General features: G+C 47.3%; 7 protein-coding genes. 3 read left to right on the top strand and 4 right to left on the bottom strand.

Annotated features, from left to right (window positions below):
• Window positions 1-2: 2 nt before the first annotated feature.
• Window positions 3-473, bottom strand: a complete 471-nt coding sequence (rpsG, locus tag ABD980_RS08945) for a 30S ribosomal protein S7 (RefSeq protein ID WP_260650545.1) — start codon at window positions 471-473, stop codon at window positions 3-5.
• Window positions 474-621: 148 nt separating this feature from the next.
• Window positions 622-993, bottom strand: a complete 372-nt coding sequence (gene rpsL, locus ABD980_RS08940; protein WP_077734104.1) for a 30S ribosomal protein S12 — start codon at window positions 991-993, stop codon at window positions 622-624.
• A 406-nt stretch (window positions 994-1,399) separates the two neighbouring features.
• Here rpsL and ABD980_RS08935 point away from each other — a divergent pair, with 406 nt between their 5' ends.
• Genes ABD980_RS08935 through ABD980_RS08925 form a run of 3 tightly spaced genes read left to right on the top strand, consistent with a single transcriptional unit; the run spans window position 1,400 to window position 5,205 of the window.
• Window positions 1,400-2,104: a response regulator transcription factor gene (locus ABD980_RS08935; RefSeq protein WP_345371106.1), complete on the top strand. Its 705-nt coding sequence runs from the start codon at window positions 1,400-1,402 to the stop codon at window positions 2,102-2,104.
• Window positions 2,105-2,114: 10 nt separating this feature from the next.
• Window positions 2,115-3,212, top strand: a complete 1,098-nt coding sequence (locus ABD980_RS08930) for a FecR family protein (protein ID WP_345371104.1) — start codon at window positions 2,115-2,117, stop codon at window positions 3,210-3,212.
• Window positions 3,181-5,205 (top strand): CHASE2 domain-containing protein, encoded by a 2,025-nt coding sequence (locus tag ABD980_RS08925; RefSeq protein WP_345371102.1) that lies wholly within the window; start codon window positions 3,181-3,183, stop codon window positions 5,203-5,205. The genes ABD980_RS08930 and ABD980_RS08925 overlap by 32 nt, the downstream gene beginning before the upstream one ends.
• A gap of 81 nt (window positions 5,206-5,286) precedes the next feature.
• Here the strand turns inward: ABD980_RS08925 and rpoC are convergent, their stop codons facing one another.
• Window positions 5,287-9,492 (bottom strand): DNA-directed RNA polymerase subunit beta', encoded by a 4,206-nt coding sequence (gene rpoC, locus ABD980_RS08920; RefSeq protein WP_300648107.1) that lies wholly within the window; start codon window positions 9,490-9,492, stop codon window positions 5,287-5,289.
• On the bottom strand, window positions 9,492-13,607 hold the full coding sequence (rpoB, locus tag ABD980_RS08915; RefSeq protein WP_260650540.1) for a DNA-directed RNA polymerase subunit beta: 4,116 nt from the start codon (window positions 13,605-13,607) through the stop codon (window positions 9,492-9,494). Before rpoB ends, rpoC begins: the two co-directional genes overlap by 1 nt.
• Window positions 13,608-13,732 lie beyond the last annotated feature (125 nt).

Below are 13,732 nucleotides of genomic sequence, written 5' to 3'. Positions count from 1 at the left end.
GATTACCAACGGAAATGGCTAAACGCTTTGTTAGCTTCGGCCATTCGGTGCGTGTCTTCACGCTTTCTCATTGCGCCACCACGACCTTCTAAAGCGTCGAGTAGTTCGCCAGCCAAGCGCAAATCCATGGATTTTTCACTGCGCTTTTTGGCGGCTTCACGCAACCAGCGCATAGCCAAAGCAAGACGACGTACAGGGCGCACTTCTACAGGCACCTGGTAGTTTGCACCACCAACACGACGGCCTTTTACTTCGACCATAGGCTTAATGTTATTGATTGCGGTGTTAAATACTTCGATCGGATCTTTGCCGGTTTTTTCCTGGATATGATCGAGTGCACCGTAAACAATACGTTCGGCAACAGCTTTTTTGCCGGATAACATGACCACGTTCATGAATTTAGCTAGCTCAACGCTGCCAAATTTAGGGTCAGGTAGAATTTCTCTTTTGGGTACTTCGCGACGGCGAGGCATTGTATTTTCCTTGTGACTATTCAGTTGAACCGTTTCACGGCCTTGGCCACCTATGAACAAGTGACCCCTTACATACCAGTGCTATAAGTAGATCACTGGTTGCACGGACTCAGACCAAAATAAATGGTCGGCGGAAACTAGATATCGATTATTTAGGGCGCTTTGCACCGTATTTAGAGCGGGCTTGCTTACGGTCTTTAACACCCTGTAAGTCTAAAGCACCACGAACAATGTGATAGCGAACACCAGGCAAGTCTTTTACACGACCGCCACGGATCAAAACAACAGAGTGCTCTTGCAAGTTGTGGCCTTCACCACCGATATACGAAATCACTTCGTAACCGTTAGTGAGACGAACTTTAGCAACTTTACGTAGAGCAGAGTTAGGTTTTTTGGGAGTGGTGGTGTAAACACGAGTACATACACCACGGCGCTGTGGACAATTTTCTAGCGCGGGGCTTTTGCTGCCGGGACGAGCTAGACCACGTGGTTTGCGCACGAGTTGACTAATTGTTGGCATAACCTCGACGTATCCTTTACGTACAAAATCTAAATCCTACACAATAAAACATTGTGTTTGAGGGAGGAATAACGCACGATAAACCGCCCACACGATGATTTGTTTACGTAAAAGAGCGGATTCGAGCATTAATGATAGTAGGTGACTATGACATAATGATGATTGATTATGTTGCCCTACTCTATTTTACTTATTAAGATTACCAGCAAAGTATCCTTTAAAAGTAAGCCATTCAATTTAACGTAAAAAAAGAAGCTAGTCAAGGATTTGCAGGGTTTACACCACGGTTTTTAAGTAGAACTCACCCCTACGCTTTTCTGCACAGTAAGAGCGTGTAACCTACCGACAATCCTAACTATACTTAACAGTTCTTCCCCGTATCCTTTTCATTTACTAGATTATCGCCATGAATATTGCCTCTCTCGAAGACGATCCCGTACAAGCCGCTTTGATTGAAAGCTGCTTAACCAAAGCAGGCTATTCGTGTACCGTATTCCATACGGGTAAATCGCTATTAACTACACTGGCCAAGCCCCATGACTTCAATCTACTTATTCTAGACTGGGAAGTACCGGATGTCAGCGGACTAGATGTATTACACTGGATTCGTGATAATCAGGGTTATGCGCTTCCTGTTTTATTTCTAACAAGCCGCACTGATGAGTCAGATTTAGTTGTGGGTTTGCAGGCAGGTGCTGATGACTATATGACCAAACCCATTCGCGAAGGAGAGCTTGTTGCGCGCGTGCAGGCCTTGTTGCGCCGCATGAACCCCATCACACAGAGCAATGAGCCCTTTAGCTTTGGAGTCTATGACATTGATCCCATCAATAATATCATTAAGCTTCATGGTAAAGAGGTTGTACTCGCCCCAAAAGAGTACGAATTAGCACTACTACTCTTTAGAAATCCCGGACGCCTTTTTTCGCGCGATGTGCTTAGTACTGCCGTGTGGAATCGAGAGATCCCTGCTACATCACGCACCTTAGACACTCATCTTTCTAATATTCGGCGTAAATTACAGCTACGGCCAGAAAATGGTGTGCGTCTCAACGCCTCGTATGCTCTAGGGTATCGCCTCGAATCGCTACTCGATAACGAAACGACATAATAACTAAACCATGCGCATTTTCTCTGCTTTACTCCAATTGGTGCTATGCTTTTTATTTAGTAACTATGCAACGAGCGCCTTAGCGCAACCTGCTGGTGCTAAAGACGATTATTTTATTTATTTCGTTGAAGCTGGAGACACCTTATCCGAATTATCTGAGCTTTATACAACCCGCAGCTCACATTGGAGACATCTTCAGCAGCTAAATCAAGTTGAAGATGAGATGCGCTTGCCTATAGGCAAGGAGCTAAAGATCCCATTTGATCTTATACCTGTCATAGCTACTGAAGCAACATTAGTCCACTATAAAGGTGATGTTAAAATCAACCACCAATCTGCGACTAAGCATACACGTCTAAAAGCAGGTGATATCATCAATACTGGCTCAAGAGGATTTGCCACCCTTCAACTTGAAGACGGCAGCACACTTACTCTTCCCCCTCAAAGCCAACTTTATCTAAAACAGCTAAATGCCTTTGAACGCGCCCGTATTAGCGATGCCATTTTAGAGCTGCAACAAGGTTCTATAGAGAGTCACGTAGCGCCTAACAATACAGGGGTAGGCCGTTTTGAAATCCATACGCCTATTTCTATTACTGGTATCCGCGGCACAAATCTTCGCGTGCACACCACAGATGCACACACGCAAACAGAGCTATTAAGCGGCAAAGCTCATATCGATCGTCCAGAGCAGCGTTTTCAAATGCTCAGTAATGGCTATGGTGCCAATATATCGGCCGATGGAAAAACTGCTATCACCGCACTACTTCCCGCCCCACAATTAACCCTCCCAAAACGTGGGCCTAAAGGCTGGCAAACTGAGCTCATTCCTGTCTCTGGCGCACAAGCCTATTTAGTCCAAGTAGCCCTTTCTGAAAATGGCTCTCAAGCAGTCCAGCGCTTTACTGTACCTGCCGATCAAAATATTGTTTATCTACGTCCAAGCGGTCCCGGCGAGCATTATGCGTTTGTGCGAGCAATCGACGAACATGGGTTAATGGGCTTAGATGCAGTGGTTAGTTACCCAGGGCAAGGGGTTTTGACATCCACGGATGGCTCCCCCGTAGTCAGCGGTGATGGGCAACCTATTTTGCTTACCGATTACTAGCCTACGCGATGCCATGGAAAACAGTATCCCTGCCCATAGTGAATCACGTTCTGCACTATTGGCAGGACAAATAAAAAGAGATTGGTGGTGGGTCACCATTAGTTTAATTGTTTTCACCGCGGCTCTATCTTTACTTCGTTTTGAATTAAGCTTAGAGCGCTTGGATTTCACCTTTTATGATTTCCAAGCCTCCAATGCTTTTGAATATCATCGTCCTAAAAATACGGTGCTCATTATTATCGATGACAAAAGCATAAATGAGGTCGGGTATTGGCCATGGCGCCGCAGTGAATACGCCGCACTAATCGAGCGTTTGCACCTTGCCAAAGCTGTAGGCCTGGATATTATTTTTCATGACAAAAACCCTTTCTACTCAGCTGATGACGTCCAGCTTGCTTATGCCATGGAAGCTCACGGGCGTGTCGTGTTACCAACTGCGATCAGTGCAGACCAATCTCGCATTCATAAACCCTTAAATATATTACTCGAGTCAGCCCGCTCCACAGGTTTTATTAACGCCTATCCCGATAAGGACGGCGTCGTTAGGCGTGCCCATTTGTTTTTTTCGTTACCAGAAGAGCCGCTACACCTTCATTTTACTCTCGCCATGCTTCTTGCTGGTGGAGATGAAGGCATCCTAAAACAAAGCTTACAGCACCCCCTTGGATCCACTAGACTAATACCATTTCTTGGCCCCCCTGGTCATTTTGAAAGCTATGCTTTTTCAGATGTTATCCAAGGCAACATTCCCCCTTCTGTTTTTAAAGACCGCTATGTATTAGTAGGCGCATGGAGTAGTGGTCTTGGGGATTTCTATCCTACCCCCCTATCCTCGGCCAAACAAACCAGCATGTCAGGCGTAGAAATTCTAGCCAACCAACTAGAAAACACTATCCTTAATAACTGGATCCGTACTGGCTCACCACTTATTAACGCCTTTTTCAGTATCATCCCTGTTTTATTTATCTGCTTTATCTTAAGGCATCTTACTCCACGTCGAGCTATTCTCAGTACCACTCTTATACTTATCATTATTTTTATCGGCAACTGGTTTTTCCTACATATATTAAGTCTCTGGATCCCTCCTACTGCCGGCCTCATTGGTACCGTATTAGCCTACCCTATTTGGTATTGGCGCAGCCAAGAGACCGTACTTCGCTTTATCAACAACGAGATCTCACAAATGCGCGAGCAAGATCCAGAGTTACGCCAAGCACTAGCAGGGCGCACGGCACCTAACACCCTACCAGCACGGCTTAGCCATTTGCACAAAGCCATAGAGCTATTGCGTGAAGCACAACAACGTAAAGAGGAAACGCTACGCTTTATTTCGCATGATATGCGCTCTCCACAAAACTCTATTTTGGCTTTAGTAAAAATGCAACGCCAAAATGAGCTCACGCTTAGCTTAGATCAGCTCCTAACACATGTAGAAAATTATGCCAGCACGACGCTAGAACTCGTAGATGATTTTATGGATCTAGCACGCGTCGAAGCCATGGAGCTAGAGATGGAGCCTATGTATCTGAATGATCTACTGGTAGAGGTCTGTGATGATGCCTGGGTACGAGCTCAAGCTAAGCAAATTACTGTGGTTTTTGATGAGCCTGAACAAGGGGTGTGGGTCAATGTAGCCCCCTCGTTGTTTAAACGCGCCCTAAGCAACCTGATCGACAATGCGATTAAATATAGCTCCAATCAAACTCAAGTTACCTGTTTAGTAAAAAACAAAGAGAACCACGTACAGATCGTCATCCAGGATCAAGGCTGGGGCATTCCCAAGGTTGATTTACCTTATATTTTTCAACCATTCAAACGTGCCCATGCCACTAAAACCGATGGCCCTAAAGGCAGCGGCTTAGGGTTAGCCTTTGTTCACGCTGTTATTCTCAGGCATTTTGGCGAAATTCGCGTCAATAGCAAAGAAAATGTGGGAACACGATTTATTATCCAGCTGCCAGTAATACCAGAGCCTGGTTCAAAACATCATTAACGCCACTACTTCTATCTATTTTAAATACTACAGACAAAAAAAAGCCCACCGTTTTTTACGGTGGGCTTTTAGTCTCAACGCTTATTGCGCATCGGAGTCCTCGGTAGAGGGTGCATCCATGAACGGGTTTTCTTGTTCACGAGCGGCACGACGCTCCGCCTGCTCTAATGCTTCTTTTTCATGACGAGCATGGTGATACGCCATACCCGTACCGGCAGGAATCAAACGTCCCACAATGACGTTTTCTTTTAGACCACGCAACTCATCACGTTTACCCATGATAGCTGCTTCCGTTAACACTCGAGTGGTCTCTTGGAAAGACGCCGCTGAAATAAACGAATCCGTTGACAAAGATGCCTTGGTAATACCCAACAATACGTTTTCGTATGTAGCAGGAATACCATTATTTGCTAACACTCTATCATTGGCATTTAACAGCTCGGAACGCTCAACCTGCTCACCGGTAATGAAATCCGTATCGCCTGGATCAACGATATTCACACGACGAAGCATTTGACGAACAATGACCTCGATGTGTTTATCGTTAATTTTTACCCCTTGGAGGCGGTAAACGTCTTGAACTTCATTCACGATGTAGCTGGCTAGCTCCTCGATACCTTTTAGACGTAAGATATCGTGTGGATCGGGCGGACCATCCACAATGGTTTCACCTTTGTTAACCACTTGACCGTCGTGCACCAAGACTTGCTTCTCTTTAGGAATCAAGAACTCATGGCTCACACCATCTAGGTCCGTAATCACCAAGCGTTGCTTACCTTTGGTGTCTTTACCAAAGGAAACGGTACCTGTGACCTCGGCCAACAATCCGGCATCTTTAGGCGAACGCGCTTCGAAAAGCTCCGCCACTCGTGGTAGACCCCCGGTAATATCGCGTGTTTTTTGCGACTCTTGCGGGATACGCGCCAAGACCTCACCCACAGAAACTTGCTGACCATCACGAACGGTAATCAATGCCCCAACAGGGAAAGAGATATTTACCAAGTGATCCGTACCGGCGATTTTAATTTCTTCGCCTTTTTCGTTCAGCAGTTTAATTTGTGGACGTGTCGCAGTTTTGCCGCTACGCGTTTTCGGCGTAATCACCACTAAGGTGGTCAAACCCGTTACCTCGTCCACCTGGCTCGCTACGGTCACACCCTCTTCGATATTCTCGAAACGAACGGTACCGGAGTATTCCGAAATAATAGGACGAGTTAAAGGATCCCAGCTAGCAATACGCTGTCCTGCTTTAACGCTTTCACCGTCATTAACCGCAATGGTTGCACCATATGGGATTTTATGACGCTCACGCTCACGACGGTTGTCATCATAAATGATGATCTCACCTGAGCGCGAAATCGCAATGCATTCGCCTTTGGCATTGGTGACATAACGCAAGCCTAAAGCAAAGCCAACATGACCTGCGGTTTTGGTTTCCACAGTACTGGTCGTTGCTGCACGAGATGCGGCACCACCAATGTGGAAAGTACGCATGGTTAACTGTGTACCTGGTTCCCCGATCGACTGTGCGGCAATCACACCAACGGCCTCACCACGGTTCACCAATGCACCACGACCTAGGTCACGCCCATAACAATGGGCACATAAACCATGGCGAGTTTCACATGTTAGCGGCGTACGGATCTTAACTTCATCAATCCCTAGCTGATCGATGAGCTCAACAATATCCTCATCGAGCAAAGTGCCCGCCACAACAACGGTTTCTTGCGTATCAGGGTTCACAATATCCACGGCCGCCACACGACCAAGAATACGATCACGCAAGGGCTCAATGACCTCACCACCATCCAGCACGGCTTTCATGGTGTAGCCACTTGTGGTGCCACAATCGTCTTCGGTAATAACCAAGTCTTGAGTGACGTCCACCAAACGACGAGTCAAATAACCAGAGTTCGCCGTTTTCAGCGCCGTATCCGCTAGACCTTTACGTGCCCCGTGGGTAGAAATAAAGTACTGAAGTACGTTTAGTCCTTCACGGAAGTTAGCCGTAATTGGGGTTTCAATAATGGAACCATCTGGCTTAGCCATCAAACCACGCATCCCCGCCAACTGACGAATCTGCGCTGCTGAACCACGCGCGCCGGAGTCTGCCATCATGTAGATGGAGTTAAATGACTCTTGACGAGTTTCATTCCCCTGGCGATCCACAACAGGTTCTGTGGCAAGCTGCTCCATCATTGCTTTACCCACCTGGTCACTGGCTTTACCCCAAATATCCACTACGTTGTTATAGCGCTCTTGGGAGGTTACCAAACCAGAGGAGTATTGCTTATCGATTTCCTTGACCTCGTTCGCCGCTTTATCCAAAATGGCGGTTTTGGCATCGGGCACCAGCATGTCGTTCATGGCAATAGAAATACCACCACGTGTGGCCAAGCTAAAGCCCGCTTGCATGAGCTTATCAGCAAAAATTACTGTAGCGCGCAGCCCGCAACGACGGAAGGACTGATTAATCAAACGCGAAATTTCTTTTTTCTTCAGTGTTTGATTAAGAAGATCAAAGGATAAGCCTTTAGGCAAAATCTCTGATAACAGGGCACGACCTACCGTAGTCTCTACACGACGCTTTGTTGCGACCCATTCGCCCTGATCGTCTTTACTGTACTCATCCACTCGTACTGTGACGCGCGTTTGCAGCTCAACCTCGTGGTTGTCATACGCACGCTGTACTTCGCTCACGTCAGCAAAGAACATGCCTTCGCCCTTACCATTAATGCGGGAGCGAGTTGCATAGTACAGCCCCAACACGATGTCCTGTGAAGGAACAATAGAGGGCTCACCGTTAGCGGGGAACAGTACGTTGTTCGAAGCCAACATTAATGTACGTGCTTCGAGCTGAGCTTCGAGGGACAACGGTACGTGTACCGCCATTTGGTCCCCGTCAAAGTCAGCGTTAAAGGCCGCACAAACGAGCGGGTGCAACTGAATGGCTTTACCTTCAATTAAGACCGGCTCAAACGCCTGAATACCTAAACGGTGCAAAGTTGGTGCACGGTTTAGCATAACTGGGTGCTCGCGAATCACCTCTTCAAGAATATCCCAAACAACGGGCTCTTGGTTTTCCACGAGCTTTTTAGCGGCTTTAATTGTGGTTGCCAACCCCATCATTTCCAAGCGATTGAAAATAAAGGGCTTAAATAACTCTAGTGCCATGAGCTTAGGCAAGCCACACTCATGCAGTTTTAGCTGAGGACCCACAACGATCACGGAACGACCGGAGTAGTCAACGCGCTTACCTAACAAGTTCTGACGGAAACGACCGCTCTTACCTTTGATCATATCGGCCAAAGATTTGAGCTGACGTTTGTTGGCTCCGGTCATGGCTTTACCACGACGACCGTTATCTAATAACGAGTCCACTGACTCTTGCAGCATACGTTTTTCGTTACGCAAGATAATGTCAGGGGCTTTGAGCTCAAGCAAACGCTTTAAACGGTTATTACGGTTAATGACACGACGGTATAAGTCGTTCAAATCCGATGTCGCAAAACGACCACCGTCTAGGGGTACCAATGGACGTAGCTCTGGAGGTAAAACAGGGAGTACCTCTAGGATCATCCATTCGGGCTTGATACCCGATTTTTGGAACCCCTCTAAGACTTTTAGGCGCTTAGAGATTTTTTTGATTTTAGCGTCCGAACCGGTGGCTTTGAGCTCAGCACGTAATGTCTCAACCTCGCGGTCGATATCAATCGTGCGTAATAGCTCACGTACCGCCTCCGCGCCCATCAGGGCGTGGAAGTCATCACCGTACTCTTCGGTTTTGCTCATGTAGTCATCATCGGACATGATCTGACCGCGTTTGAGCGGAGTCATGCCAGGATCAATGACGCACCATGCCTCGAAATACAACACGCGCTCGATATCGCGCAATGTCATATCCAACACCATACCTAAACGGGATGGGAGGCTTTTCAAGAACCAAATATGGGCTACCGGACACGCCAACTCAATGTGTGCCATGCGCTCACGACGCACCTTGGATACGGTAACCTCTACACCACATTTTTCGCAGATTACACCGCGATGCTTTAAGCGTTTGTATTTACCGCACAAACACTCGTAATCTTTGGTTGGACCAAAAATCTTAGCGCAAAACAAACCATCGCGCTCGGGCTTAAACGTGCGGTAGTTAATCGTTTCTGGCTTACGGACTTCGCCGTAAGACCAGGAGCGGATTTTCTCAGGGGAGGCAACGCCGATGCGGATTGCATCGAATTGCTCTTCCTGATTCACTTGCTTAAAGAGATTTAATAGAGCTTTCATTATTTACGCTCCAAATCCATGTCAAGGGACAAGGATCGAATTTCTTTGACCAATACATTAAAGGACTCTGGCATGCCAGCATCAATGACGTGATCACCCTTGACAATGTTCTCATAAACCTTAGTACGGCCGGCAATGTCATCGGATTTCACCGTGAGCATTTCCTGTAGCGTGTAAGCGGCGCCATAAGCTTCTAGAGCCCAGACCTCCATCTCACCAAAACGCTGACCACCGAACTGCGCTTTACCACCCAGCGGCTGCTGAGTAACGAGCGAGTAAGGACCAGTAGAACGAGCATGCATCTTGTCATCGACCAAGTGGTGCAATTTCAAGAAGTGCATATAACCCACCGTGACTGGACGCTCGAACTTCTCACCCGTACGTCCATCGTACAAAGTGATCTGCGTACGGTCTTCTGTGAGCTGCAATTTTTCTGCAATATCATCTGGATAGGCTAGCTCTAGCATGACCTTGATTTCTTCTTCGGTCGCACCATCAAACACAGGAGTAGCCAATGGCAAGCCCTCGCGTAAGTTATGCGCCATTTCAAGGATTTCATCATCCGTGAACGAAGAAAGATCCGCTTTTTGCCCCGTTGTGTTATAGACCTTGTCCAGGTACTCACGAATTTCCGCTACCTGAGCGCCTTTTTCTTGCTCAAGCATTTCGTTAATTCGATGACCAATACCTTTGGCTGCCCAGCCTAAATGAACCTCAAGCACCTGCCCAACGTTCATTCGTGAAGGCACCCCTAAGGGGTTCAACACAATATCAACAGGCGTGCCATCGGCCATGTGAGGCATGTCTTCAACAGGTGTAATGCGGGAAACCACCCCTTTGTTACCGTGACGACCAGCCATCTTGTCACCCGGCTGCAAACGACGTTTTACAGCTAGGTAGACCTTGACCATTTTCAGTACCCCTGGAGGCAACTCATCACCCTGTGTGAGTTTTTTGCGCTTTTCTTCAAAAGCCAAATCAAACTGGTGACGTTTTTGCTCTAGCGAATCTTTGGTGTGCTCTAGCACCACGGCATGCTCTTCGTCTGCTAGACGAATATCAAACCACTGCCAGCGGTCTTCTAGACTTGCAAGATATTCGGCGGTGATTTCCGAGCCTTTGGTCAAACGACGTGGACCACCGTTAACGACTTTACCGATCAAGAATTTTTCGATACGGTCAAATGCGTCGTCCTCTACAATGCGAAGCTGGTCATTTAAGTCTTGGCGATAGCGACGTAACTCATCGTCGATAATGGACTGAGCACGCTTATCACGCTCTATACCCTCACGCGTAAAGACCTGGACATCAATAACGGTTCCTACCATGCCCGAAGGGACACGCAAGGATGTGTCTTTTACGTCAGAGGCTTTTTCCCCAAAAATAGCACGAAGTAATTTTTCTTCGGGAGTTAGCTGGGTTTCACCTTTAGGCGTTACTTTACCAACCAACACGTCATCCGCACGCACCTCGGCTCCAATATAAACAATACCGGAGTCATCTAAGCGGTTTAACTGTGTTTCTGACAGGTTACTAATGTCGCGGGTAATTTCCTCGGGCCCTAATTTGGTATCACGTGCAACAACGGTTAACTCTTCGATATGCACCGAAGTATAACGGTCATCAGCAACGACTTTTTCCGAAATTAAGATCGAGTCCTCAAAGTTATACCCGTTCCACGGCATAAAGGCGATCATCATGTTCTGCCCTAATGCCAGCTCGCCTAGGTCGGTTGAAGCCCCGTCTGCCAATACATCACCACGTGCAACCACATCGCCACGTTTGACGATAGGACGTTGGTTAATGTTGGTATTTTGGTTAGAACGTGTGTACTTGGTGAGGTTATAAATGTCCACACCGATTTCACCCGCCATGTTTTCGTCATCGTTCACACGAATCACGACACGGTCGGCATCCACGTGATCCACAACCCCACCACGACGTGCTTGTACCGTTGTGCCGGAGTCAACCGCCACGGTGCGCTCAATTCCAGTACCCACTAAAGGTTTCTCTGGACGCAAGCAAGGTACAGCCTGACGCTGCATGTTCGCGCCCATCAAGGCACGGTTCGCGTCATCATGCTCAAGGAAAGGAATCAAAGAAGCCGCTACTGATACAATCTGCGACGGTGCAACGTCCATATACTGTACGTTTTCAGGTGCAGTCATTAGCGTTTCGCCCGCTTCACGACAAGCAATCAGCTCATCGACGAAACGTCCCTCGTCATCCAACTCTGCGTTCGCTTGCGCAATGATGTAGTTGCTTTCTTCGATCGCAGACAGATACACGATTTCATCTGTCACACGGCAGTTGTCCACTTTACGATACGGAGTCTCTAAGAAACCGTACTCATTCAAGCGGGCATACAATGCCATGGAGTTAATCAAACCAATGTTTGGACCCTCGGGGGTTTCAATAGGACATACTCGACCATAATGCGTGGGGTGTACATCTCGTACCTCAAACCCAGCACGTTCGCGCGTCAACCCACCAGGACCCAAGGCCGAAACACGACGCTTATGCGTAATTTCGGATAAGGGGTTGGTCTGGTCCATAAACTGCGACAGCTGGCTTGAGCCAAAAAACTCTTTCACCGCGGCAGAAATAGGACGTGAGTTGATGAGGTCATGCGGCATCAAGTTTTCGCTTTCAGCTTGACCTAAACGCTCTTTGACAGCACGCTCAACACGAACTAACCCAGCACGGAACTGGTTTTCCGCTAGCTCCCCAACACAACGCACACGACGATTACCTAAGTGATCAATATCGTCGATCTGACCTTTACCGTTACGCAAGTCAACAAGGACTTTAATCGTATCAACAATGTCCTCGTCGGTTAGTGTCATCGGCCCAGAGGTATCCTCGCCTCGACCTAAACGGCTGTTGACCTTCATGCGACCAACACGAGACAAATCGTAGGTTTCCTCGCTGTAGAACAGACGCTGGAATAAGGCTTCGACAGCCTCTTCGGTTGGAGGCTCACCTGGGCGCATCATGCGATAAATCGCAATACGAGCAGCCATTTGGTCAGCCGTATCATCGGTGCGCAGGGTCAATGAGATATAACCACCTTGATCAAGGTCGTTAATATAGAGGGTTTCAATTTCACGGATATTAGCGGCACGCATTTCGACCAACATGGTTTCCGTGATCTCATCATTAGCTTTAGCGATGATTTCACCTGTATCAGGATTCACCACATTTTTTGCTAATGTGCGACCCACTAAGGATTCCTCAGGGATCGAAATGTAATCGATTTTGGCTTCGTCTAATAAACGGATATGACGGGCATTGATACGCTTGTCTTTTTCAACAATGACGTTACCATCGCGGTCTTTAATATCAAAGCTCGCCACTTCACCACGCCAGCGTTTGGATACAAACTGCAGGCGGCCGCCATCATCTTGGAGCTCAATATGATCGAACTCAAAGAAATGTGCCAAAATGGCTTCTGGTGTCATACCAATCGCTTTAAGCAAAATGGTAACAGGCATTTTGCGACGGCGGTCGATACGGAAAAATAGAATATCTTTAGGATCGAACTCAAAATCGAGCCACGAGCCACGGTAAGGAATGACGCGCGCAGAAAATAGCAATTTCCCTGAGCTGTGCGTTTTACCCCGGTCATGTTCAAAAAACACACCAGGAGAACGGTGTAACTGGGACACAATTACACGCTCAGTACCGTTAATGACAAAAGAACCGTTTTCTGTCATCAAGGGCAACTCGCCCATGTAGACTTCTTGTTCTTTAATTTCCTTGACGGTAGGTTTGCTTACCTCGCGGTCCATAATGACCAAACGTACTTTGGCACGCAAAGGTGAAGCATAAGTCAAGCCCCGCATTTGACATTCTTTGACGTCAAACACAGGCTCACCCAGCACATAGCTAACAAACTCTAGCCGTGCCATTTGGTTATGACTTACAATAGGGAAAATGGAATTAAAAGCTTCTTGCAAACCTTCGTTTTTACGTTCCGAAGGTAAGACGTCTTTTTGAAGGAACGTCTTGTAAGACTCCAACTGTGTTGCCAATAAATAAGGAACCTGCTGGACGTCTTCACGTTTGGCGAAGCTCTTGCGTATGCGCTTTTTTTCGGTGTACGAATAAGGCATGAGCACTCCGACTCAAGGGTTACACGGGCCGTCAACCACGACCCCGGTTTACGACTCTAGAAAACCTGACTCAAAATTATCTAGAATCAATAGGTTTTCTGGAGACGCAAAAGCCCGGGAAGGCA

The organism is Paenalcaligenes hermetiae (assembly GCF_039543645.1).
Lineage (GTDB): Bacteria > Pseudomonadota > Gammaproteobacteria > Burkholderiales > Burkholderiaceae_B > Paenalcaligenes > Paenalcaligenes hermetiae.
The sequence above is the reverse complement of the archived record's forward strand: the minus strand, read 5'-3'. Positions and strand labels throughout refer to the sequence as shown.